The organism is Psychrosphaera algicola, assembly GCF_028401425.1.
Taxonomy (GTDB): Bacteria; Pseudomonadota; Gammaproteobacteria; order Enterobacterales; family Alteromonadaceae; genus Psychrosphaera; species Psychrosphaera algicola.
In genome coordinates this window covers 1,977,221-2,000,163 of the sequence record NZ_JAQOMS010000002.1, presented here as the reverse complement: position 1 = coordinate 2,000,163, position 22,943 = coordinate 1,977,221, and the positions used below count along the sequence as shown (strand labels likewise).

At 40.8% G+C, this 22,943-nt stretch carries 22 protein-coding genes and 8 pseudogenes; 16 read left to right on the top strand and 14 right to left on the bottom strand.

What is annotated here, in order from left to right; translation table 11 throughout:
- Window positions 1–117 precede the first annotated feature (117 nt).
- Entirely contained in the window at window positions 118–1,710 is a 1,593-nt protein-coding gene (gene purH, locus PN838_RS10725; protein ID WP_215961768.1) for a bifunctional phosphoribosylaminoimidazolecarboxamide formyltransferase/IMP cyclohydrolase, read from the bottom strand.
- Between purH and PN838_RS10720 the strand changes: the two genes are divergently transcribed.
- Complete coding sequence (locus PN838_RS10720) at window positions 1,701–1,835, top strand: hypothetical protein (protein ID WP_272180647.1); 135 nt, start codon at window positions 1,701–1,703, stop codon at window positions 1,833–1,835. The genes purH and PN838_RS10720 overlap by 10 nt on opposite strands.
- 400 nt (window positions 1,836–2,235) lie before the next feature.
- On the opposite strand, the pseudogene fis reads toward PN838_RS10720, so the two are convergent.
- From fis to prmA, 3 pseudogenes are all read right to left on the bottom strand, one after another.
- Window positions 2,236–2,525: pseudogene (fis, locus tag PN838_RS10715) on the bottom strand (DNA-binding transcriptional regulator Fis).
- A gap of 69 nt (window positions 2,526–2,594) precedes the next feature.
- Window positions 2,595–3,556, bottom strand: a pseudogene (dusB, locus tag PN838_RS10710) (tRNA dihydrouridine synthase DusB).
- A 355-nt stretch (window positions 3,557–3,911) separates the two neighbouring features.
- Window positions 3,912–4,788 (bottom strand): annotated as a pseudogene (prmA, locus tag PN838_RS10705) (50S ribosomal protein L11 methyltransferase).
- A 132-nt stretch (window positions 4,789–4,920) separates the two neighbouring features.
- Here prmA and PN838_RS10700 point away from each other — a divergent pair.
- The 4 genes and pseudogenes from PN838_RS10700 to purD all read left to right on the top strand — a co-directional run bounded on the left by PN838_RS10700 (window position 4,921) and on the right by purD (window position 8,472).
- Complete coding sequence (locus PN838_RS10700) at window positions 4,921–5,094, top strand: hypothetical protein (RefSeq protein WP_272180646.1); 174 nt, start codon at window positions 4,921–4,923, stop codon at window positions 5,092–5,094.
- Between the two features lie 49 nt (window positions 5,095–5,143).
- Complete coding sequence (gene rlmJ, locus PN838_RS10695; RefSeq protein ID WP_272180645.1) at window positions 5,144–5,773, top strand: 23S rRNA (adenine(2030)-N(6))-methyltransferase RlmJ; 630 nt, start codon at window positions 5,144–5,146, stop codon at window positions 5,771–5,773.
- 352 nt (window positions 5,774–6,125) lie between these two features.
- Window positions 6,126–6,904 (top strand): annotated as a pseudogene (locus PN838_RS27260) (class I SAM-dependent methyltransferase).
- 288 nt (window positions 6,905–7,192) lie between these two features.
- A pseudogene (purD, locus tag PN838_RS10680) lies at window positions 7,193–8,472 on the top strand (phosphoribosylamine--glycine ligase).
- A 111-nt stretch (window positions 8,473–8,583) separates the two neighbouring features.
- On the opposite strand, the pseudogene PN838_RS10675 reads toward purD, so the two are convergent.
- The 3 genes and pseudogenes from PN838_RS10675 to PN838_RS10665 form a co-directional block, all read right to left on the bottom strand.
- A pseudogene (locus tag PN838_RS10675) lies at window positions 8,584–8,787 on the bottom strand (MAPEG family protein); the annotation flags it as partial.
- A gap of 23 nt (window positions 8,788–8,810) precedes the next feature.
- Entirely contained in the window at window positions 8,811–8,990 is a 180-nt protein-coding gene (locus PN838_RS10670) for a hypothetical protein (RefSeq protein ID WP_272180642.1), read from the bottom strand.
- Window positions 8,990–9,868 (bottom strand): TolB family protein, encoded by an 879-nt coding sequence (locus tag PN838_RS10665; RefSeq protein WP_272180641.1) that lies wholly within the window; start codon window positions 9,866–9,868, stop codon window positions 8,990–8,992. The genes PN838_RS10670 and PN838_RS10665 overlap by 1 nt, the downstream gene beginning before the upstream one ends.
- Window positions 9,869–9,978: 110 nt before the next feature.
- Here PN838_RS10665 and PN838_RS10660 point away from each other — a divergent pair.
- The 9 genes and pseudogenes from PN838_RS10660 (at window position 9,979) to PN838_RS10620 (ending at window position 17,419) form a co-directional block, all read left to right on the top strand.
- Window positions 9,979–10,882: pseudogene (locus tag PN838_RS10660) on the top strand (phosphoribulokinase).
- Window positions 10,883–11,375: 493 nt separating this feature from the next.
- Window positions 11,376–12,782 (top strand): glutamate--ammonia ligase, encoded by a 1,407-nt coding sequence (gene glnA, locus PN838_RS10655; RefSeq protein ID WP_272180640.1) that lies wholly within the window; start codon window positions 11,376–11,378, stop codon window positions 12,780–12,782.
- Window positions 12,783–12,981: 199 nt separating this feature from the next.
- A complete protein-coding gene (locus tag PN838_RS10650) occupies window positions 12,982–13,434 on the top strand; it encodes a DUF4124 domain-containing protein (protein WP_272182566.1) in 453 nt (150 codons plus the stop codon).
- A gap of 59 nt (window positions 13,435–13,493) precedes the next feature.
- On the top strand, window positions 13,494–14,444 hold the full coding sequence (gene glnL, locus PN838_RS10645; protein ID WP_272180639.1) for a nitrogen regulation protein NR(II): 951 nt from the start codon (window positions 13,494–13,496) through the stop codon (window positions 14,442–14,444).
- Between the two features lie 31 nt (window positions 14,445–14,475).
- Window positions 14,476–14,634 (top strand): ATP-binding protein, encoded by a 159-nt coding sequence (locus PN838_RS10640; RefSeq protein WP_334313338.1) that lies wholly within the window; start codon window positions 14,476–14,478, stop codon window positions 14,632–14,634.
- Window positions 14,634–16,042: pseudogene (gene glnG / locus PN838_RS10635) on the top strand (nitrogen regulation protein NR(I)). The gene PN838_RS10640 and the pseudogene glnG overlap by 1 nt, the downstream one beginning before the upstream one ends.
- 72 nt (window positions 16,043–16,114) lie before the next feature.
- Complete coding sequence (locus PN838_RS10630; RefSeq protein ID WP_272180638.1) at window positions 16,115–16,423, top strand: hypothetical protein; 309 nt, start codon at window positions 16,115–16,117, stop codon at window positions 16,421–16,423.
- A 203-nt stretch (window positions 16,424–16,626) separates the two neighbouring features.
- A complete protein-coding gene (locus tag PN838_RS10625; protein ID WP_272180637.1) occupies window positions 16,627–17,103 on the top strand; it encodes a hypothetical protein in 477 nt (158 codons plus the stop codon).
- Window positions 17,096–17,419: a hypothetical protein gene (locus tag PN838_RS10620; RefSeq protein ID WP_272180636.1), complete on the top strand. Its 324-nt coding sequence runs from the start codon at window positions 17,096–17,098 to the stop codon at window positions 17,417–17,419. Before PN838_RS10625 ends, PN838_RS10620 begins: the two co-directional genes overlap by 8 nt.
- Window positions 17,420–17,465: 46 nt before the next feature.
- Here the strand turns inward: PN838_RS10620 and PN838_RS10615 are convergent, their stop codons facing one another.
- From PN838_RS10615 to PN838_RS10585, 7 genes are all read right to left on the bottom strand, one after another.
- Complete coding sequence (locus PN838_RS10615) at window positions 17,466–17,990, bottom strand: hypothetical protein (protein WP_272180635.1); 525 nt, start codon at window positions 17,988–17,990, stop codon at window positions 17,466–17,468.
- Window positions 17,991–18,143: 153 nt separating this feature from the next.
- Window positions 18,144–18,362 carry a hypothetical protein gene (locus tag PN838_RS10610; RefSeq protein WP_272180634.1) on the bottom strand — a complete coding sequence of 73 codons (219 nt, stop codon included), beginning with the start codon at window positions 18,360–18,362 and terminating at the stop codon, window positions 18,144–18,146.
- Window positions 18,340–18,948: a hypothetical protein gene (locus PN838_RS10605; RefSeq protein ID WP_272180633.1), complete on the bottom strand. Its 609-nt coding sequence runs from the start codon at window positions 18,946–18,948 to the stop codon at window positions 18,340–18,342. The genes PN838_RS10610 and PN838_RS10605 overlap by 23 nt, the downstream gene beginning before the upstream one ends.
- A gap of 74 nt (window positions 18,949–19,022) precedes the next feature.
- Window positions 19,023–19,574, bottom strand: a complete 552-nt coding sequence (locus PN838_RS10600; RefSeq protein WP_272180632.1) for a hypothetical protein — start codon at window positions 19,572–19,574, stop codon at window positions 19,023–19,025.
- On the bottom strand, window positions 19,575–20,288 hold the full coding sequence (locus PN838_RS10595; protein WP_272180631.1) for a hypothetical protein: 714 nt from the start codon (window positions 20,286–20,288) through the stop codon (window positions 19,575–19,577).
- A gap of 96 nt (window positions 20,289–20,384) precedes the next feature.
- On the bottom strand, window positions 20,385–20,690 hold the full coding sequence (locus PN838_RS10590) for a hypothetical protein (protein WP_272180630.1): 306 nt from the start codon (window positions 20,688–20,690) through the stop codon (window positions 20,385–20,387).
- Window positions 20,642–21,169, bottom strand: a complete 528-nt coding sequence (locus tag PN838_RS10585; RefSeq protein ID WP_272180629.1) for an LPP20 family lipoprotein — start codon at window positions 21,167–21,169, stop codon at window positions 20,642–20,644. Before PN838_RS10585 ends, PN838_RS10590 begins: the two co-directional genes overlap by 49 nt.
- 193 nt (window positions 21,170–21,362) lie before the next feature.
- Here PN838_RS10585 and PN838_RS10580 point away from each other — a divergent pair, with 193 nt between their 5' ends.
- Together PN838_RS10580 and PN838_RS10575 are read left to right on the top strand one after the other, a co-directional pair.
- Window positions 21,363–21,860 carry a hypothetical protein gene (locus PN838_RS10580; protein WP_272180628.1) on the top strand — a complete coding sequence of 166 codons (498 nt, stop codon included), beginning with the start codon at window positions 21,363–21,365 and terminating at the stop codon, window positions 21,858–21,860.
- Window positions 21,857–22,933, top strand: a complete 1,077-nt coding sequence (locus tag PN838_RS10575; protein ID WP_272180627.1) for a hypothetical protein — start codon at window positions 21,857–21,859, stop codon at window positions 22,931–22,933. The genes PN838_RS10580 and PN838_RS10575 overlap by 4 nt, the downstream gene beginning before the upstream one ends.
- Window positions 22,934–22,943: the final 10 nt, after the last annotated feature.

Below are 22,943 nucleotides of genomic sequence, written 5' to 3'. Positions count from 1 at the left end.
GGAACATTACATTAGGAAAGTGGGATTAACAAATTAGTCGGTGGGATTAGCAACAGAAACTAATTGAACAAAAAAAGCCGAACGGTTGTTCGGCTTTTAATATCAATATCCTAGAATTTAGTGGCGGAAGTGACGCATGCCAGTAAATACCATTGCAATTCCATGTTCGTCAGCAGCAGCGATAACTTCGTCGTCGCGCATTGACCCACCCGGCTGGATGATTGCTTTAATGCCTGCAGCTGCAGCAGCATCGATACCGTCACGGAACGGGAAGAATGCGTCAGAGGCCATAACTGAACCTTCAACAACTAAGTTTTCATCAGCGGCTTTGATCCCAGCAATTTTAGCTGAATAAACACGGCTCATTTGTCCTGCGCCCACACCAACAGTCATTTCTTCGTTGGCGTATACAATAGCGTTAGATTTAACAAACTTCGCCACTTTCCAGCAGAACATTAAGTCTTTAAGTTGGGCTTCAGTTGGTTGTACTTTAGAAACAACTTTAAGCTCGTCTTGAGCAACCATACCTTGGTCACGGTCTTGAACTAACAAACCTCCATTAACACGTTTAATGTCAGGTTGAGTTGTTTTAGTTCCCCATTCGCCTGTTTCTAAAAGTCGAACATTTTGTTTCGCAGAAACAATTTGTGCAGCTTCTGCAGAGATTTTAGGCGCGATAATTACTTCAACAAATTGGCGTGAAATAATCGCTTCAGCAGTATCTGCATCTAACTCGCGGTTAAATGCAATGATGCCACCAAACGCTGACGTAGGGTCAGTTTTGTGAGCACGGTCATACGCTTCTAAAATGGTATCGTTAACAGCAACACCACAAGGGTTTGCGTGTTTAACGATGACACAAGCTGGGCGCGTGAATTCTTTTACACACTCAAGAGCGGCGTCGGTATCAGCGATGTTGTTATAAGACAACGCTTTACCTTGGAGTTGTGTTGCTGTTGCTACCGATGCTTCTTCAATGTCGTTTTCAACATAAAAGGCTGCATCTTGGTGGCTGTTTTCGCCATAACGCATTTCTAATTTCTTAGTGAATTGCATGTTATAGGTGCGAGGGAATTTAGAGTCTTCAACTTCGTCGGCATTGTCTGAATAATCAGGAACCATTTTGCCAAAGTAGTTTGCAATCATACCGTCATAACGAGAAGTATGTTCAAACGCTGCGATTGCTAGGTCGAAACGAGTTTCAAACGATGTCGCACCTTGGTTGGCGTCAAGTTCAGCAGAAATACGGTCGTAGTCTTTGGCATTTACAACAATCGTAACGTCTTTGTGATTTTTTGCTGCAGAACGAACCATTGTCGGTCCGCCAATGTCGATGTTTTCTACCGCATCTTCCATTGTGCAATCTGGATTTGCAACTGTGTTTGCAAACGGATATAGGTTTACAACAACCATATCTATAGGTGCAATGTCGTGTTCAGTCATTACCGCATCATCGGTACCGCGACGGCCTAGAATGCCACCGTGGATCTTAGGGTGAAGCGTCTTAACACGACCGTCCATCATTTCTGGAAAACCAGTGTGATTGGAAACTTCAATTGCGTTTACGCCATTTTCGGTGAGTAGTTTGAATGTGCCGCCCGTAGACAATATTTCAACGCCGTGAGAGGCTAACTTACGCGCGAATTCTACTATACCAGTTTTGTCGGACACGCTGACTAGAGCGCGGCGAACAGGTCGTAATGTATCCATTGAATCAATATACCTTAGCTTGGTTGATTAAAGTCATGGTCGTAACCACAACCGTAAAGAAATTGGTGTGTAAAAAGTTAGCTGGCTTAATTATTGTCGCGAAACTTAAACCAGCTCAGTTTTAAACTAGACTTCCTAGTAACAAACCATACCTATTTTTACGTAATAATTTGTTTTTAAAACTGTCCTTTTACTTTTAACTTAGTACTTTGCCACTAACTCTCGTTAAAGAGCGCCAAATTAGGCCCGGCATACTTACATCCCTGTAAGTCGCCGGTCTAATCTTCATCCCTGAAGGCCCGGCATACTTACGTCCCTGTAAGTCGCCGGTCTAATCTTCATCCCTGAAGGCCCGGCATACTTACGTCCCTGTAAGTCGCCGGTCTAATCTTCATCCCTGAAGGCCCGGCATACTTACGTCCCTGTAAGTCGCCGGTCTAATCTTCATCCCTGAAGGCCCGGCATACTTACGTCCCTGTAAGTAAAAAGCACCCGAGGGTGCTTTTAATGTTCTCCCAAGGGAGATTAGTTCATTCCGTATTTCTTTAACTTCTTACGTAAAGTACCACGGTTAATGCCCAACATATTGGCTGCACGAGTCTGATTACCGCGAGTGTAAGTCATGATCTCTTCCAATAATGGCTTTTCTAATTCTGATAAAACCAAGTCATAAACATCGGTAGAATCTTGACCATTTAACGTTTGTAAATAGTTACGTACCGCTTTTTTACTTCGTTACGTAGAGGCTGAGGCTTGTCAGCCGTTTGGATGTGTGCGTTCGTTATAAACGGTGTTGCTACGTTTTGGTCAAACATGTTTATTATTTCTCTATCATTAAAATAAGGTTAAGACTCAAAGCGACATTCAAAAGCGAATGGGCTTTCCTATTCAAATTCGAAATACTTATTTAATGCATCTAACTGTTCATTGCCAGATTCGATAGCGTTAAATAACTTTCTAAAAGACTTATCCGTGTCTTGGTCTTGCAAGTACCACCCAACGTGCTTACGCGCAATTCGGGGTCCCAGTACTTCGCCATAAAGTTGATGCAGGTTTATCACATGCTCCAACAAGATGCCTCGAACTTCCTCTTTGTCAGGGGCAGCGAGATACTCGCCAGTTCGTAAATAATGGTCAATTTCTCTGAAAATCCAGGGACGACCTTGTGCAGCTCGGCCAATCATTAGCCCATCTGCGTTTGTATATTCCAAGACTTCCTTTGCCTTTTCTGGTGAATCGATATCACCATTAGCAATAACCGGAATCGATATGTAGTCCTTTATTTCTCTAATAATGTCGTATTCAGCATGGCCTTTATACATACAAGCCCGCGTTCTGCCGTGTATTGCTAAACTTTGAATTCCATTTCGTTCAGCAATTTTGGCAATTTCAACACCATTTCGATTATCGGTATTCCAGCCAGTCCTCGTTTTCAAAGTGACAGGTACATTCACTGCTTTGACAACCGACTTGACGATTTGTTCAACCAAGTCGGGATATTGCATCAATGCAGACCCCGCCATCTTTTTATTTACCTTTTTTGCTGGGCAACCCATATTAATGTCGATGATTTGCGCGCCATTTTTTCATTATATGCCGCGGCCTCTGCCATTAAGTCTGGATCCGCTCCAGCGATTTGCACCGCTCGAATGCCGGTTTCACCTAAGTGATCCATTCGGTTCATCGATTTACTTGTTTTCCAAACCTGTGGATTGGACGACAACATTTCCGAAACCGCAAGGCCAGCCCCCATGCGTCGACATAACTGTCTAAATGGTCTATCCGTGACTCCAGCCATTGGTGCAACAATTAAGTTGTTGTCCAGAGTGTAGGGACCAATTTGCATGAAAGCGCATAACCTCGTTTAGCATTTAATTAGTTCAATCGTTTTTTAAGTTCAGTCACAATTCTGTCACTGACCAAAAAAAGGGCGGCAAGTTTACTGTTTTTTAACAAAAATCAAAGGTTGTTTTTTAAACAAATTGTGTATTTTTGTGGACTAAACTATTGACATTTAAAATTGAGTAAAAACTCGAAAAAAACATTTCTGAATTAGCGAAAAAGGGTGAAAAAAGCGATTGAAATGATTGACTTTTATATCGCTTAGAGGTTAGCGGCGGGAAAACATTGGCCGACACAGAATGTTCGGCCAAAAAAATGATGTAAAAAATAAATTATTTTAATTTACGTTATTGTGTCTTTTAGGTAATCGTGCCGTCAATTCGAACCCATTCGTCTTGTTGCGTGACCGGATTTAACGAAACACTCGACTGATATGCTGCTGCAACAGAATCTGCCTGCTCTGCTAAAATGCCAGACAAGGCCAATTCTGTACCTTTATGTCCGTAACCTACAATTATGGACTGCAGATCTTTTAACGGGCCAGCAAGAATATTGGCGACAATGACGTCGGTTTCAAATATCGGTGCATCTTCAGGCAAGTATAATTCTATTTGATCTTCAACTTTATTACGTACCGCGTTTTCTAGGCTTGCGGTTATCGCTTTAGGATCGATATCGATGCCAATGGCGCGTTTAGCACCAAGTTTCAAGGCTGCGATGGCTAAAATGCCACTGCCACATCCAAAGTCCAATACCGTTTTACCGGTTAAATCCATACCTTCTAACCATTCAAGACATAATGCTGTTGTTGCATGTGTTCCAGTGCCGAAGGCTAAACCAGGGTCTAATATGACATTACATGCCGTTGGATCAGGAATGTCGAGCCAGCTAGGGCAAATCCAAAGTCGTTGGCCAAATTGCATTGCATGGAAATTGTCCATCCATTCGCGTTCCCAATCTTTGTCTTCGACTTGCTCGGTTGTGATAATTGGCGGGACATCAAATGAGGAATGTTGGCTTAATGCAGCAGAAATAAGTGACATGTCAGTGGCGGCGTCGAAAAGTCCGACACAATGTGACATTTGCCATATTTTTTGTCACCTGAAAAAGCTCAAAAATAGCTTCATCGTCTAAGGCTGTAAATGTGACAGATACGCAGCCTAAGTCCATTAAGAAGTCACTGATTTCATCTGTGTGTTGTTGTTTAACGGGAAAACGAAGTTGCACCCAAGCCATAGTCTGATTTATTCCTAATTGGACAAAATTGGATTTTAGCCTAATTTGCCAGAGAGTTTCACTATCATTGTTCCTTTTTATGGAGTGACGTAGAATGGCGATGTCAGTCATTACTTCGGAAAAACAAATTTCATGTTGAGTTATCGCCACGGGTTCCATGCGGGAAATCATGCAGATGTATTAAAACATCTAATATTTCAGTTTGTACTGCAATATATGGGAGAGAAAGAACGACCTTATATTGTTGTTGATACCATGCTGGCGCAGGTGCATATAAGCTCGAAGATGAGTTTGCTCAAAAAATAAAGAATTTGAAACGGGCATTGGCCCACTTTGGAATGCTGACCGTGCAAACATGCCTAAGGCCGTTGCTGAATATTTAGACGTAGTCGCGAAATTTAATAAAGAAGATGGCTTTGACGATTTAGTGTTATACCCAGGCTCACCTTGGTTTGCTCTTAATCAGCTGCCAATGGACGGGAAAGGGTTCTTTCATGAACTTCATCCAACGGATTTTGATTTATTACGTCAGTTTATTCGCCCCAATCGTTACCGAAAAGCGATAAAAGGTGATGGTTTTGAATTAAGCATGGGCTTGTTCCCACCGGCGCAAAAGCGTGGCGTTGTGATAATCGATCCACCTTATGAAATCAAAGATGACTACGACCGCGTGGTGCAATATGTCAAAGACGTCACAAAGCGATTTAAAGGAGCTGTTATTCTAATTTGGTATCCAGTTGTTGAGAGATACCGGATTGATAAAGTTGAGCAGGGTCTTAAACGCACAGGTGTTAAAAATATCGCGTTATATGAATTTAATGTTGCTAAAGATTCACATGAAAGAGGGATGACCGGCAGTGGTATGATTTTGGTGAATCAACCTTGGAAGTTACCGTCGGCAATGGCTGAAGTTTTACCTTATCTTGTGAAAACACTACCAGGGGATAACAACGACTTTAGAGCAGAACAAATAGTACCTGAGTAGAATAATGTTTAGAAAGTGCTCAAATGGAATAAATGAGCACTTTACGACGTAGTGTTTTTTGATGATTCATACTCTCCCTTTCCATTTGCACGTCCTCATTATCAATAATATTTATGTGTGTGGACGGTTCGTTGCCTAGCTGTGATTAAATACCGACACAAATACCTATTTGGTCTCTGGAATTTGAGTTAAACCGGAGGTAACAGCCGATAAAACAATAGTCATATTTCCCTAAAAACGTCTACACTGGAGGCATTAGTTAACTAAGGGAAACAATAATGACTTTCGCCAAGAAAAAATATTACTCGCTGGTCTGTTTGCAGGCCTAGTATCTGTGTCGTGTTCTTCAGTTATGGACTCCATAACCGGTGACCAAGCGGCGTCTAAAGAAGCCATAACCCAAGCTGTTATGAGTGATGCAAGAAAACAAGCAAGTGAGAGAGATGCTTTTCGTCATCCACAACAAACACTGGAATTTTTTGGTTTACGTGACGACATGACCGTTGTTGAAATCTGGCACTTAGTGGTGGCTGGTATACATCTATTATTAACCCGGTAGTACAACAAAACGGAGAATTTTACGCCGCTGGATTCCATATGTTTGATGGCGCACCTTAGCTATTATCAGCGTTCGATTGATGGATTTAATAAAAAATTATGAACGATCCGGCTTATGCGGGGATCAAAGTCACTGAGTTTCACCAAACTAAAGCCTTAGATATTGTGCCAGAAGGGACGGCAGACATGGTTTTAACCTTTAGAAATGTGCATAATTTCTATATGGGTGACGGTGATGTAGGTGTTGAAAATGCGTTTAAAGCATTTTACAAAGCACTGAAAAAAGGTGGGGTTTTAGGTGTTGTAGATCACCGTTTACCTGAAAACTTAGATCAGGAAGAAAACAAGCGTTCAGGGTACGTCAAGCAGTCCTTTGTTATTGCAGCAGCTGAGAAAGCCGGCTTTACATTAGCCGCGGCTAGTGAAATAAATGCGAATCCTAAAGATACAGCGCAGCACCCACGTGGAGTTTGGACTTTACCACCACGTTTGGCACTTGGTGATGAAGATAAAGAAAAATACACTATGATTGGCGAAAGCGATCGAATGACATTAAAGTTTGTTAAAAACTAATTTGTTAATGGGGAGTTCGCTCCCCTTTTACTATTGTTTTGATAACCTAGATTGACCCTAGTTGCTTCCTTACTTCGTTCCCCGCAAGCTTGCCATAAATAAAAATCATTTTTTCGGTACATTTCGGTACATTGACAAGTTACGCCATCTAAACGCCCTAATAAGCTCAGTCATGGTTTTAGCTATACATTAGTTGTTTTTAGCACTTTATTTCCAGCAGAAAAATAATTTCATCGTGTTATACTTCCGCCCAAAATTATCTTGAACTTAGCAGAGTAGCAAACAGCCATGAAAATTCTAGTTATCGGTGGTGGTGGTCGTGAGCACGCGTTGGCGTGGAAAGCGGCTCAAAATCCAAACGTAGAGATTGTTTATGTTGCCCTAGCAATGCCGGCACAGCCAATGAAAACAAACTTGAAAATGTTGCGATAGGTGCAGAAGACGTACCTGCGTTACTACAATTTGCAAAAGACAAATCTATCGATTTGACGATTGTTGGTCCTGAAGCACCTTTAGTTATTGGTGTTGTTGACGAATTTCAAGCCGCTGGTTTGAAAATTTTCGGACCGTCAAAAGGCGCTGCTCAGTTAGAAGGCTCAAAAGCGTTCACCAAAGACTTTTTAGCTCGTCATGATATCCCAACAGGGGATTATGCTAATTTCACTGAAATCGACCCAGCGATAGCTTACGTTCGTGAAAAAGGCGCACCAATTGTCGTAAAAGCCGACGGCTTAGCAGCTGGTAAAGGTGTCATTGTTGCAATGACTTTACAAGAAGCTGAAGATGCGATTAAAGATATGTTAGCTGGAAATGCATTTGGTGAAGCCGGTTCTCGAGTTGTTATCGAAGAGTTTTTAACGGGTGAAGAAGCCAGTTTTATTGTTATGGTCGACGGTAAAAATGTTGTGCCAATGGCAACTAGTCAAGATCATAAACGTGCATTTGATAATGACGCTGGACCTAACACGGGTGGCATGGGCGCTTATTCACCAGCACCTGTGGTTACCGACGAAATTTATACTCGCATTATGAACGAAGTGATTTACCCAACCGTTGAAGGTATGGCGAAAGAAGGCCATCCATACTCAGGTTTCTTGTATGCAGGATTAATGATCGATACTGACGGTACGCCAAAAGTAATCGAATATAATTGCCGTTTTGGTGACCCAGAAACACAACCTATTATGATGCGTATGCAGTCTGACATGGTTGAGTTATGTTTGGCTGCGGTTGCTGGTGAATTAGCAGGTAAAGAAGCTAAATTTGACCCTAGACCTGCTGTTGGAGTGGTATTAGCCGCTGGTGGTTACCCTGGTTCTTATAATAAAGGTGATGTTATTACTGGCGTACCTGTTGCAACGGCTGATTCAAAAACGTTTCACGCTGGAACCAAATTAAACGGCAATGACGTTGTTACCGCTGGTGGCCGCGTATTATGTGCAACTGCGTTAGGTCAAACAGTTACAGAAGCTCAGGCCTTAGCCTACGAAGCGGTAAAACAAATAAAATGGGATGGCGTTCAATTTCGCAACGACATTGCATATCGCGCGATAGCACGTGAGCAATAACACTAAATAATTTGTCTTATTGAAAAATAAAACGCCTGCATTAAGCAGGCGTTTTTGTTTGTGTTACTCGCAAGGCTGTTTTAAAACAAACAGACAATTATCGAATGAGTATTACAAACAACGAAGCATGATGGCGATACAACAACCCATCCCAATCCCCCAACTTAATGAACGCAGTTTGTCCCAATTGACCCAGTAGAAAAATAAATAGCAACAACGAGCAGCGATAAATCCACAACTAAGCAGCGTAATGTCCCGGGAGAGGTTGTCGGTTGCTATGGCAAGTAACACACTTGGCGCAAAAATGATGATGGCTTCAAAACTGTTTTCATGGGCCGCTAAGCAACGCGCGCCAAAACCTGAAAGCTTTTTTGCTGGCTGCGGGGTTCTTCATTATCGTAGCCCCTGATATTACCACTACCAACCTGACGCATAGCGTGAGCTAAAGGAACTTTAGCGACAAATGGTAAAATGACCGATATGATCAAACAATAAATTACAATCTGCAGTTCACTCATTATTGTGTTTCCTCGTCACATACAAAGGCAAGTTTACTAGCAGATTTATTTACCGCTAATCGGGTTATATTTGTTGGACACTGGTTTGAAAAATCAAATAAAGGCTGCCATGTTTGGTTTGGTGTGCGTAACGACCAAACCATTATTTTAGTTCCCATAGCCGCAATGACCTGATCTGAATTCAGCCAAGTGTAATCTTGCGTTCCTTTAGGCAAAGCTAGGTATTGAGTGATAATTCCTGTCTGTGCTGAAAAGGTATTAAGTACATTGTTTGTACCCGTTGTGAAACTAAACACCTGATGTTTGGCATTATAATGAAGGGCTCGGCCGATTTCATTAGCGATGACCTTCGCGTTTTCTTGTTCTGGTGACTGAATATATTGCAACGTCATTGGCTCACCCAATACAAACAGAGCCAAATCATTATCAGCACCCCAAGCATGATATCCAACAGGCTTGATTGTTTTGTTGATAATCGTTTGTTTTTGACTTCCCAATGTTAATGTCCATAACCGCTGTGTACTATCAGGTTCAACTTTAATAAAAGATAAGTTGTTTGACTCAGGAACAAGCGTCGGTGAGTATTCGCTGGTATCTAATGTCTTGGTTATGTTCGTAAGTGTTTTTGAAGACAAGTTGTAAAATAAAATGTCTGTTTGTTGCGCCAATTGAGATGTGTAATAAACCCCAGAACCGTCGTCTGCAAAATAAGGCTGATTGTCATATCCAGGACGCTGAGTAATATTATCTATTTCCACTACGTGTGTTTTTTGCCCATGAGTTGCGAACTGCGCAACAAATATATCGGTTGATGCATACGTTATTGGCAAAAAAGTGGATATACTCAATAACGCAAATTTACCTAGGTTTTTTATCATTTTAGGGACCTAATTATTGTTTTTGTCATAAAATGTTCAGCGCGCTAAGCTTGATTAATTAGAATAATCACTTTATAACAATCTAGTCTCAAAACTAAGAAAAAAGATTTATGTCAGTTAAACACCCAATAATTGCAGTAACTGGTTCCTCTGGAGCCGGCACAACAACAACCACAAATGCTATTACTCACATTTTCCGTAATTTGGACGTGGATGCTGCGATCTTGGAAGGGGATAGTTTTCATCGCTATGCACGTGCAGAAATGGAAATGGAAATTAGAAAAGCGCAAGAACAAGGCCGCCATATTTCTTATTTTGGGTCTGAAGCTAACGATTTTGGAGCATTAGAAAGCTTATTTAAAAGTTATTCTGAAACCGGTAGTGGCAATGTTCGTAAGTACCTGCATTCATTTGATGAAGCCGTTCCGTATAATCAAATGCCTTAGTACATTTACGCCATGGGAAGAACTCAGACCCAATACAGATTGTCTGTTTTATGAAGGTCTACATGGCGGAGCGGTTACCGAACAGCATAATGTTGCCCATTATGTCGACTTGTTAATCGGCATGGTACCTATTGTTAACTTGGAGTGGATCCAAAAAATAATTCGCGACACTAACCAACGAGGCCACAGCCGCGAAGCTGTAATGAGCAGCATCGTCCGAAGCATGGACGACTACTTCACGCATATCACCCCTCAGTTTTCTAGAACCAATATTAACTTTCAACGGGTTCCTACTGTTGATACTTCGAATCCATTTAGTGCCAAAGACATTCCGTCACTAGATGAAAGTTTTGTGGTGATCCGTTTCCGAGATGTGCCTAATGTTGATTTTCCATATTTATTACAAATGATCGACGGCTCTTTTATGAGTCGAATCAATACAATTGTTGTCCCGGGTGGGAAGATGGGGTTGGCATTGGAGCTTATATTAACACCATTAATTGAAAATCTAATTTTCAGCCGCCGTAAACTCATTGGTCAACTAGACTGGATCGACAGTAAAAAATAGCCAAAATGCCCATCGCCTCAAAATGGTGCAGTTGTATTTTGGAATTCAATTTTGAACGCTACTTACAGACCTGTAAGTAGATAGCTATCTCAAAAAGTGAGTTAATTTTCATTACTGCATTGTGTTATTGCTAAACTGCTGTAATTTAGGTTGTTGCATTAGTAGTAGCGGTACTCTAATTCAACTTTGGTTATTTCAAATTAGGTCTTTTTTGGATCTAAGAAGGAACTGAACTACGTTATATGTAAAAAATAACGAAAATCGCGGACAAAATGTAACAACTAAATTACACTCATTGTTGCTTTCTATTGATTAGTCTCATGTTGGTGCGTATTTTGAACCATTGTGGTGCAGTGTTATCGGTGGAAGCGCAGGGTTAATATGTAACTCATTGTATTGTATAACTAAAATTTGATGGCATGAATTTGGCTTTGCCTTATGCACTTAAATGAGCCAAAGGGCTCGAAAAATATTTTTTAACTTGGAGAAAACAATGTCTCAAACGGTTTTAAACCTAATCAAAGAGAGCGAAGTTAAATTTATTGACTTACGTTTCACTGACACTATAGGTAAAGAGCAACACATCACTGTGCCTTATCATCAAATTGACGAAGACTTCTTTGAAGACGGCAAAATGTTTGACGGTTCTTCAATTTCAGGATGGAAGGGTATTAATGAATCAGACATGGTTCTTATGCCTGATGCTGAATCAGTTGTTTTAGACCCATTCACAGAAGAGACTACGTTAAACATTCGTTGTGACGTAATCGAACCTAGTACTGGCCAAGGTTACGAACGTGACCCTCGTTCTGTTGCTAAACGCGCAGAAGCTTATATGCGTGCTGAAGGCATTGCTGATGAAGTATTAGTTGGTCCAGAACCTGAATTCTTCGTATTTGACGATGTTAAATTTAAAACTGACATGTCTGGTTCTTCTTATAAAATTGACGCTGAAGAAGCGGCATGGAACTCAGATAAGTCTTATGAAGATGGTAACAAAGGACATCGTCCTGGCGTTAAAGGCGGTTACTTCCCAGTAGCACCTGTTGACTCTTCACACGATTGGCGTTCAGCGACTTGTTTAGTAATGGAAGAAATGGGCTTAGTAGTTGAAGCACATCACCACGAAGTTGCTACAGCTGGTCAAAATGAAATCGCTTGTCGTTTTAATACTATCGTTAACAAAGCTGACGAAGTTCAAATCTATAAGTATGTTGTTCATAACATGGCGCATGCATATGGAAAAACAGCGACATTCATGCCTAAGCCAATTGTTGGCGATAACGGTACTGGTATGCACGTTCACCAATCACTTGTTAAAAACGGCGAAAACTTATTTGCTGGTGACAAGTATGGCGGCCTTTCTGAAACTGCGCTTTACTATATCGGTGGCGTAATTAAGCACGCTAAAGCGATTAACGCGTTTACCAATGCTTCTACTAACTCTTACAAGCGTTTGGTCCCTGGATTCGAAGCTCCGGTAATGTTGGCATACTCTGCACGTAACCGTTCTGCATCTATTCGTATCCCAGTAGTACCTTCACCAAAAGCACGTCGTATTGAAGTACGTTTCCCTGACCCGTCATCGAATCCTTACTTAGCATTTACTGCGTTGTTGATGGCTGGTCTTGACGGTATCAAAAACAAGATCCACCTTAGCGATGCTATGGATAAAGACTTGTATGACTTACCAGCTGAAGAAGCAGCAGCGATCCCACAAGTTGCATCTTCTTTAGAAGAAGCTCTTGATGAACTAAGTGCTGACCGTGAATTCTTAAAAGCTGGTGGTGTTTTCACAGACGACACTATCGATGCTTACATTGAATTAAAACGTGCTGAAGTTGAAAAACTTAACATGACAACTCATCCAATTGAGTTTGAAATGTACTACAGCTGCTAATATTAATTTAATTCACTTAAATTAATAAATTAGATCTAAGCCCACTCGCATGAGTGGGCTTTTTTGTAGCCAAAAAGTTAAAAATTCGCTAGATTATGTCTAACGTCTATTATTTGATATGAGAGAACATGGGGAAGTTCGTAATACTGCTAATTCTAGTATTAATAAGTACTAATTCACTAGCAGCAGACAAGAAAAAATATACGTTTGGCGTAATGCTGAAGGCGTACTTGTGTTTTCTGATTCTCCAAAACCTAATGTTAAATCAGATACGATAGATGTTTCAAAAACCCCCAATATTATCCAATCTGTTGACGCCTCAATAATTAGTGGCGATACAACAAAAGAAGATCTCCTAGATGTTGTTTCAATCGACATCGTTAAACCGCTTGATCAAGACACGATAAGAGATAACACTGGCTCGCTGTATATCAATGGCTTGATTAAACCATCCTTTAAGCGTGGTATGAGCGTAGTTCTCAAATTCGACGACAAGAAGGTCGCAGGCCCTCAAAAGTCAGCTGTATTCATCTTACGTGACGTTGATCGCGGTGAACACCGTGTTCAGTTAGAAGTTTGGAACGATTCAGGCAAGGTTATTGCAGTAAGTAAGCCAATAACAGTTTATTTGCATAGAGCATCGGTTAATTAACCAAATCGGTGCAATGATATTTGAGAAAAAGCCAGTTTACGGCTAAACTCAATAAACCTATGCACTATATCGGTGCGGATTTTTCCATGAACGAACCAACGTCGTCTAACCCTAGTGTTAGCCAACAAATTTTAGAACAGTTAAGTTCTTCGGTGTTTTTACTCGACCGCAGCGGCAAAATTAAATTCTGTAACGATTCTGCAGCCATGTTGTTTGGGCAAAGTATACGCAAATTACAGGGACAAATATTTTTTAAAATACTCATATATCATACATTTCCAAAGGCTTTGTTGGCTGAGTTGTGGGATAACGGTCGCAGTTTTGCAGATAATGAGGTTGAAGTCGTATTTCCTGATGGACGTCATTCAATAGTCGAAGTCAGCGCTGATCAGGCGATGGTTGAAGGGGAGACGTTATGTCTGCTTCAAGTTCGTCAAAATGAAAATTTGCGTAAAATAAGCCAAGAAAATACTCAAAAGCACCATATTAGTGCTTCCCGACATCTAATTCGGGGACTCGCCCATGAAATTAAAAATCCACTCGGTGGTATTCGTGGTGCAGCTCAATTATTAAGCCGAAGTCTGGAGTCCGAAGAGCTAAAAGAATTCACTCAGTTGATTATAGAGCAATCAGACCGATTGCGAGACTTAGTGGACCGATTATTAGGTCCAAACACCCCGCCTAAACGTGAAGCCAATAATATCCATATTGTATTAGAGCGAGTCTATAATTTGGTTAAGCTGGACAAACCTGAGTTTATTACAGTTTACCGTGATTATGATCCTAGTTTACCGGTCACCGTTTTTGACCCTAGCCAACTAGAGCAGGCGGTTTTGAACATAGTCAAAAATGGCATTCAGTCTTTACTAGAATACGCCGCTAATCAACCAGCAAATTTCGAACCGCTATTGACCATGAGAACACGATTTGCGGGTTCTAAAGTTATGCATGGCAAGCGTTTTAAACAAGTCCTGAAAATTTCCATTGTTGATAATGGGCTAAGGCATTAGCGATGAACTAAGAAGTACAATTTTTTATCCGATGGTGACCAACAAGTCAGATGGCAATGGTTTAGGTTTGTCTATTTCACAAACGTTAATCGACCAACACCAAGGCACAATAGAAGTAGATAGTTGGCCCGGACAAACAGCATTTTCGATTTTTATCCCTGTAATACAAGACAATGAAGGAAGTAAATAATGAGTAGAGTTTGGATAGTAGATGACGATAACTCAATTCGTTGGGTCTTGGAAAAAGCGCTTACACAAGATGGATTTGAAGTCGAATCTTTTGCCTCTGCAACTATGATGTTGCAACGACTTGAATATGATGAACCAGAAGCGATTATATCGGACATCAGAATGCCAGAGATGGACGGTATGGAGCTATTGGATAAAATGCAGGCCAGTCACCCGCAACTGCCAATTATCATCATGACGGCGCACTCTGATTTAGATAGTGCGGTAAACGCGTATCAACAGGGCGCATTTGAATATCTTCCAAAGCCTTTTGATATTGACGAAGCGGTTAATTTGACCCGCCGTGCGATTGAACATGGTAAAAAGCGCAGCGGTAAACTGAAAGTAAAACAAAAGCCAGCGTCTGAGATTATTGGTGAAGCCCCAGCGATGCAGGAAGTGTTTCGCGCGATAGGGCGATTGTCACGCTCTAGCGTAAGCGTTTTAATCAATGGTCAGTCGGGAACGGGTAAAGAACTTGTCGCCCACGCGTTGCATAAACACAGCCCACGAAAAGAACAAACGTTTGTTGCCTTGAATATGGCTGCAATTCCAAAAGATCTTATTGAATCAGAATTGTTTGGCCATGAAAAAGGAGCCTTTACGGGGCAGCAGCTGCACGAAAAGGCCGATTTGAACAAGCCAATGGCGGAACCTTATTTTTGGACGAAATTGGCGATATGCCATTGGACATCCAAACTCGACTATTACGTGTACTCGCCGATGGTCAATTTTATCGAGTCGGTGGTCACGAGCCGGTTTCTGTTGATGTTCGAATTGTCGCTGCGACCCACCAAAATTTGGAAAACTTGGTGGACCAAGGCAAATTTAGGGAAGATTTGTTTCATCGTTTAAATGTCATCAGAATTCACATTCCAGCGCTTCGAGATAGGAAAGAAGATATCCCACAATTGTGTGAACATTTCTTGTTCAAGGCCGCCAAAGAGCTGGCTGTTGACGCCAAAATGTTGTCCAAAAATGCGGCAGAGTTTTTATCGCAATACACTTGGCCGGGTAACGTTCGCCAACTTGAAAATACCTGTCGTTGGTTGACCGTAATGGCGAGTGGTAAAGAGATCATTATGGATGATTTACCACCGGAAATGTTAACGGCAACGAGCACCTCTAAAACGGCTAAAGATCCATCCGCGGTAGCTGATGACTGGGTGTCGAGTTTTGAATCTTGGTTAGATAAGCGATTAGGCGAAGGTGAATCAGACATTATCAAGGATGCTCAGGCCGCTTTTGAACGGGCTCTAATTGATATTGCATTGCGTCATACGCGTGGCCACAAACAAGAAGCGGCGAAACGTATCGGTTGGGGGCGTAATACCATAACCAGAAAGATGCAAGAATTAAATATGGGTTAGCATTAAACCAGTGGCGACTATTGGAAATTTGATCTAATCTATGGGCAATAATAGGGAATTAGTAGGGTGCTCATGCGATTTAAAGGATTTCGGTCAGAATTAACTTTGTCTTTAGAGGGCAATATTGTTTGGGCTACATTTCGAGGCGCCGCAAGTACTGAGTTAATGTCGTTTTTTGCTAACTCGGTTGAAGAGGTCATAGCGCCTTTAAACGGGGAGTTTTGGGCATTAATTTGCATTTCAGATGACTTAGAAGCTGCGACCCCAGAAGCCGAAGTTATACTAGTTGACGCGATACGAATGAATCAAAACCTCGGTTGTCGAGTCAGTTGTTATGTTTTCCTACAGCACTTTCTCGATATCAAATGGACCGTGCCTTGAGAGCTGCGGGCGTTGCGGATGGAATTGACGGCAAGCTTTATGCTACCAAAGATGCAGCAAAAGCAGCGGCTTTGTCTCATTTATCGAAGATAGCAAAGCGGTAGTATTTAAAGTCCAGTTTTTAGTGATTTACTAAAACTGGACTTGTTGTTTTAAGTGGTTCTGGCTAGTTTTTAGGTTTTAAAACTAGACAAGGATGTACCATGAAAAACTATTTAATAACCGCTTTATTATTCCTATTATTTACCCCAGCCAAAGGTAACTGCGAACTTATCGCCTTTGCCCTTACGGCGGATGGCACCAAAAACCTAGTGAATTACCAAAATCCATTTCAAGCTGGGTTTTCCTCACCTGATGATTATTTTGGCGAATTTAATCCGATAGATTTCGACGCGTTACCAAGCAGTTTAATTGACGAAACACTTAGTTCTCCGGCTGATAATCTCGGATTTAAAAGTATCACCACTGCATCGCAGTTCACCCCTTTATTTGCTTTATCTGACACGGTTAATTCGCAAACCTCCGGGCAGTGGGTCGAGGCTCAATGGTTATTTTCAATTGCTGGATATAACAGTATTAACCTTGGAATCGACTTTGCTGCGATGGGAGACTTTGAAACTTCTGACAAGCTAGAGTTCGATTATTCAATAGACGCTAGCGAACACCAGAGCATTGTTTAACATTCAAACCGAAAACAGCAAAGAAATGCAGTATATTATGGCGTCAGGAAAATCAGTGACCTTTCAAGATCCGCTATCGATAGATGGCCAATTAATGACAAACGAGTTTGCCACATTCAATCGAGGGATTGCAGCAACAGGCAATACATTAGCACTTAGATTACGCGTTAAAGCTGACTCTGGAAGTGAAATTTTTGGTCTTCGCAATATTAATATATTTGGCGAAGCGGCAAGTGATGTAGTTAACGTACCAGAGCCGGATCACAGAGCCATTTTTCTGTGCGCAGCGCTCGGTCTATTATTAAGAAAGAGATAGTAATACTAATCCGCCTAGTAGCCCTAGGCGGGTTATTTATTAATGCTCAGCTTACCAAATTACTTTTTGTACGTAGATGTTCATTGAGTTTCATCAGTTCAATATGAACATTAAAAAACTTCTCTAACATAATTGGATTCGACAGCGTGGTTGCCGGTAGTTGACGACTGTTATTTACCAATATGGTTTGAAAGTCATCGGTATTTGATATCTCTAACTGTAGTGATAAGTATTTTTGGTCTTCAATATTAGCGGTGAGTTTTACAGTCCAAAATGCATTGCTAGGTTGGCTTTGAATTGAAAAAGAACGCGATTGAAGGTACTTACTTAATATTTTTACATAAGGTTGCTCGGCGTCAATATAAACCGAGTTGCTTGCTAGTGATAAGCTAGAGTTGTAGGCCGTTAGGTCAAACTGGTAATAGGTTTTTGCCGTATCTTGGACTGACAAATTATCAATGACCGTTAAGTGTTTTGCAAATAACTCAGGTCTTACGACAACATTATATAGGTTGAGTTTTTGAGTTAAATATTGATTTAGATTTTGAGCAGTCGTTACAAAATGAAACATTGCCGGGGGAAATCAAAAAGTGACTCAAATTTTACTTGCTCGGCGAGTTCAAAGTTCCCTTTAGCAGTGGTGCAGGTATCGTTACCAACAAATGAAAAATCATGCTGCAAGGTTGTTTTGTTTAACTTAAGCGTGAGTAAATATTCGATATATTCACGCTGCTTTTTTCAGGTTATGTTTATTTGCTAAGGAAGTTGAAATTTGACGATACTCAACGCGCAGGTAATTACTCAAGTTTTGGTAAGAGGTTTCAATTAACGCTTGCTGTATGCCTCTGCCATATAAACAAAGTTGTGTTTCAACGTTGACCATTTGAGTTGTTTCGTCATAACTGACTTTATGGGTCGGGTTAGCAAAAACGGAACTGCTCATTAGGAAACCAAGAACAACGAATAGACGATACATGTTTATAGCCTCGTGGTGACAAAGTCTTCAGGCAGGCCAACAGAGACTGCAAATATTTTTTGTTCATTTGGAACACGAAAAATCGTATTGGCTGATGCTTTTTTAACTTGTCTGCTTCGTCGCTATTTTTCCATCGAATGATGTGGGCGATGGAACTATTTTTTGATGGTTTAACTTCAGCTACGGCAATAGGCTCTACAAAACCCATTTCGTATCGAAATAAGATCATAGTTTCTTTATTCAAAATACCAGCATTGCGACCTCTATCAAGTGTTGCTTGGTCGTTTCTAAACGCTAAAACCTGGGCGCTTGATGGCATTTCCGTTAATAACCGTGATAGTAAAATGTCAAAAGACTTAGATGCCATGCCAGAAAATACAGCACTGATGTTTTCTAAATCATTGTAATTAAAGCCAGTGTAATAACGGTTATTAACTTCGGTATAAACAAAAAACTCTTTGTCTCGCACGTCCGTGCCTTTTACCCGAATTTTTCCGATGTTTGGATAGGCCAGTTTTTCTTTGGTAAAAGGGTCGATAACACTGGTTGTCATTTCGACATTATACTGAGCGACGCCATTGTACTCGGCGTAAAATCGTTCTGCGGTTTTTATGGTGTCGAGTTTAATTAGGTAGTCTGGACGCAGAACTTTTTGTTCGCAATAACTTGCGCCAATTCCATTGCATCCTGTTCCATAAATTGTTGAGTTTGCTCTGTTTCGGTAATCGTATCTCGCGTCACGATGCGGAATCGGTTTACGCCGGCTAGTTGATTTTCTAACATCAATCCGAGACGATCGTTAGTGAGTTGCTCCATTGCATTGCGTTCTTGCTCATTAGTGGTGACGATTCGGTTGTCACCAAAATAAATACGTACGTTTTTCTTCTTCAATGGGCAGGTGGACGATTCATTATCTATGGAAAAGTTACATGAATTTAACCCTTGGGTGTCAAAGTTTGACGGTACTTGTATATCTTTGTCTTCAAATTTATAGGCTGAGCGAGCGACCGTTATCGTTGAAGACACATTATTTGGAACGAGGTTGTTGGTCGTTTTTTCCGGATATTTAACGTCAACACCAGAACAAGCAAGCATAAAAAGGGATATGCAAAACGACGCACAAACTTTTAAGGGAGTTTGAAATTTGTGTTTAGTGACCAATGGCTCAAAGTTTTTCATCTAATATCTCTTGAATTTTTTCGTAATCTCTAACACTGCTTTTTCATCGTCAATAAAGTCATTGGCAATTGACGCCATGTGAATGCGTATTTCAGCAAGGTTATAAGCTTCTGATATTTTACCTGCGTTTAACAACATTGTGAGTGCATCTGCACCGAGTAATTCTTCTGAATTTTCTTGAAAAAATGAGGCTAAACGAACTGTTTGTTTAACTAATTCACCTGCCAAAATGGTGTTTTGTTTTTGGATCTCATCATTAGCGGTTCGGTAACGTTGGAGTTTTGGTCCAATTTTTTGGTCTTCTGTTTCCGCCATCATATCAAATCGACGAACCTCTTCAGCTAGCTCTTCACTTGACTTGCCTTCATTTGCATAAATAAACGAGGTTACATCTTTGTGATCATCAACAATTAGCGTATAGCGACTTAATAGCTCATATTGGTTTTCAAAAATACTCAGTATTGACTCTGTTACCGAATCCATGAGGTTCGAAACCTTAACCTTTTTAAACCCAATATTTTGCATATCAATACTGATCCGGGTTAATCGCTCACCGCGGGGCAGTTTCTTTGCTTCTTCTTCGGTAACGATTTGATGCTCTCCAAATCCGACAAAGCTATTACCTAGTGCGTCGGTTTGCGGCGTCATCACACAACCCGTTAAAACAGCGGTGACGAGACTGACAGCTAAAATTATTTTTATTATTTTTTTCACTGTTATTACTCCGGAACAATACTGTTAAGAGCGGATACTAACGTGCTCCAAGCTATAGATTTATCTTTATCGAATTCAAACAGGTCGATTTTTTAGTTAAAACAACATCACCATTATAGGAAAAAAGACCTCGCCAATGGCACGATATGCATGGTGATCATTTTGCATCGAATATTGCAGTTCAGGGCCAACTAAGGTCAATTTTAATGTATTAGCCTGGGATGAATTTGAAAACCCCTTTTTGAGCAACCGGTCGGAATAAGATTTTGCTAATCCTAATTCATCTTGTTTATTGGTGATCACAGTGAAAGCGGTTTGATTAATTCGGTCATTGCTTGCGATTCGAAAGCGATTTAGTGCATTTTCGATTGTTTGTACCGGTTGTTGATAGGCGCGCAGCAACGATAAGTACTTTTGATATAGAGGAGGTATTCGTCTAATTTAAGTCGATTAACCAAAATTTGTGCGGCTGGCACCTTGTCACTATTGGTCAGAGGCAAGATGACATTTGAGAAGTTATCCCGAATGGAATTAAATACGGTCATTTTATCGACGGAAACTAATACGTGGGTTTCTTCGCCTTCTACATGGGTTTTGATTATTTCGGTTTTTACGAAGGTCAATTGCTCCGAGGCTTGAACTGTGGACATGTTGAGTCTTTGGTTAAGCTTACCGTTGTCTAAGTTAGAGTAACTCTCTGTCTCACTTTCAACGTTGACAATTAGTCGTAAAGCTAAGTTTGTTAAGGCATTAGACTTAGCTACTTCTAAAGAACTACCAGAGCCTACTGAATAGAAATTTGATTGTGAATCGAGGGATGGTGCATGCACCCAATTAGGAATAGATTGAGCGCACCCAAACTGTGAAAGCAATAATAACATTATTGTCCATATAGTTTTCATTGATCCATTTCACTTAGTATTTATTAAAGTCGACATTTAAAGACTATCTACACTTTATAGAATAGTCAATTTCACACTGACTAAACAAAATAAAAAGTCTTAATCGACAAATAAAAGTTCTCAAAATTGCGTTAGATGCAGTAGACTAAAGTTAACTAAAAGGGAGATGGTCATGTTCAAAAAATCACTTGTCGTAGCACTGTTATTATCAACAATAACGGGGTCATATGCTTCGGATGAAAAGGAATTTAAAGAGTGGTTAAAGCAGTATAAGAAAGAATTTAAAACCTTTGTCGATGAACATGACAAAGAGTTCGCTCAATTTTTAAAAGCAAACTGGGTTGAAACCGAAGTAGAACCTGAGGTGAAACGCGATTCGAAACCTAAAGTGACTGCCCCTCCTAAAACGAAGCCAGAACCAATTGTTGAAGTAGAGGCTGACCCGCAGCCAGTTGTTCTTTTGCCGCCAGCAAAACCTGTTGAGCCGGTTCCGCCCCCAGAAATTGTTAAAAAGCCAGATCCTGTTCCTTCCGAACCAGAACTTGTTCACAAACCAACTGAACCAAAGCCGCTGCCCAAACCGCTACCTAAACCAAAGCCTAAGCCTGTTGTTAAACCAGCGCCTGAGCAGTTTGTTTATGTGAAAAAGGCGAAAGCAGGACAACAGTGAGAATGTTGGGGCAAACATTGGTGATGCCGAAACTAGACGCCAAGCCGCTCGGGATCAGAAAATTAGACAGTAATACGATTGCCGATAGCTGGCTGTCGATGGCAAAAACTCAGTTTAAAGATCAGGTGGCTGCTATTAAAGCTGCAGCTGACGATTTGGCGTTAGATGATTGGGGCCAAGCACTATTAACTCATGAATATTTGGTTTCGGGCTCACGACTAAGTAAGAACGACATGCAGTTATACAGTTGGTTTTACCTTGTTAAGCAGGGGTTTAATTCCAGAGTTGCGTACAACGATGGCAAAGCTTATTTAATGCTGAGCGTGAAACAAAAATTGTTTGGCCAAAAATACTTTTCTTTGAAAGATGGCAAATACTACTTTGTTGATCTTGCCGAAAAACAACCCATTAGTGTTGGTAGTGTGTATACCTATGACAAGCAACATAGTTCGGCAAGTGAACAAGTTAATATTGATTTAAGCGTTGCGCCGAAACACGGAACCGCTGATAAATCACGAAAATTAACCACAACAATAGACAATAAGTCGGTAACGGTGAGTACGCATTACAACTCTTCGTATATTGAGTTTTTAGATCATTATCCTCAGTTGAGCATGGAATACTACTTTCAAGCTGAGTTACCCGACGGCACCAAACAGGAACTGCTGAATCAATTACGTCCTTATATACTGGGCATGTCAGAGCAACGCGCTTTAAATGTTATATTGCACTTTGTACAGAAGAGCTTGCGTTATCAAACAGACCAACAGCAATTTAACTATGAAAACTATTTGTTCGCTGGAGAAACCATTCATTATCCTTATGCTGACTGTGAAGACCGAGCGGTACTATTTGCCTATCTAGTGAAAAATTTGCTAGGGAATGAAGTTGTCGGTTTACAGTATGACGGACATATAGCGACTGCCGTTGCCGTTAAATCGGATATTCAAGGTGATGCATTTACGGTTAGAGGCAAACGTTTTGTGGTTGCGGATCCTACGTTTATCAACGCTAATATTGGTCGTACGATGACAGGTTATGAAAATCAATCACCACAAATCATTTCGTTCTGATAGATTGGTT

Excerpts from the sequence above, each read along its gene's own strand:
- PN838_RS10605 (WP_272180633.1), bottom strand. The coding sequence starts at position 18,948 with ATGACAACCAGTGTTATCGACCCTTTTACCAAAGAAAAACTGGCCTAT.
- PN838_RS10600 (WP_272180632.1), bottom strand. The coding sequence starts at position 19,574 with ATGAAAAACTTTGAGCCATTGGTCACTAAACACAAATTTCAAACTCCC.
- PN838_RS10640 (WP_334313338.1), top strand. The coding sequence starts at position 14,476 with ATGGTGACCAACAAGTCAGATGGCAATGGTTTAGGTTTGTCTATTTCA.
- PN838_RS10630 (WP_272180638.1), top strand. The coding sequence starts at position 16,115 with ATGCGATTTAAAGGATTTCGGTCAGAATTAACTTTGTCTTTAGAGGGC.
- rlmJ (WP_272180645.1), top strand. The coding sequence starts at position 5,144 with ATGCCTAAGGCCGTTGCTGAATATTTAGACGTAGTCGCGAAATTTAAT.
- PN838_RS10720 (WP_272180647.1), top strand. The coding sequence starts at position 1,701 with ATGTATCCATTGAATCAATATACCTTAGCTTGGTTGATTAAAGTCATG.
- PN838_RS10615 (WP_272180635.1), bottom strand. The coding sequence starts at position 17,990 with ATGTTTCATTTTGTAACGACTGCTCAAAATCTAAATCAATATTTAACT.
- PN838_RS10700 (WP_272180646.1), top strand. The coding sequence starts at position 4,921 with ATGTTGAGTTATCGCCACGGGTTCCATGCGGGAAATCATGCAGATGTA.
- glnL (WP_272180639.1), top strand. The coding sequence starts at position 13,494 with ATGCACTATATCGGTGCGGATTTTTCCATGAACGAACCAACGTCGTCT.
- PN838_RS10665 (WP_272180641.1), bottom strand. The coding sequence starts at position 9,868 with ATGATAAAAAACCTAGGTAAATTTGCGTTATTGAGTATATCCACTTTT.
- PN838_RS10670 (WP_272180642.1), bottom strand. The coding sequence starts at position 8,990 with ATGAGTGAACTGCAGATTGTAATTTATTGTTTGATCATATCGGTCATT.
- PN838_RS10610 (WP_272180634.1), bottom strand. The coding sequence starts at position 18,362 with ATGAGCAGTTCCGTTTTTGCTAACCCGACCCATAAAGTCAGTTATGAC.
- PN838_RS10625 (WP_272180637.1), top strand. The coding sequence starts at position 16,627 with ATGAAAAACTATTTAATAACCGCTTTATTATTCCTATTATTTACCCCA.
- purH (WP_215961768.1), bottom strand. The coding sequence starts at position 1,710 with ATGGATACATTACGACCTGTTCGCCGCGCTCTAGTCAGCGTGTCCGAC.
- glnA (WP_272180640.1), top strand. The coding sequence starts at position 11,376 with ATGTCTCAAACGGTTTTAAACCTAATCAAAGAGAGCGAAGTTAAATTT.
- PN838_RS10585 (WP_272180629.1), bottom strand. The coding sequence starts at position 21,169 with ATGTTATTATTGCTTTCACAGTTTGGGTGCGCTCAATCTATTCCTAAT.
- PN838_RS10580 (WP_272180628.1), top strand. The coding sequence starts at position 21,363 with ATGTTCAAAAAATCACTTGTCGTAGCACTGTTATTATCAACAATAACG.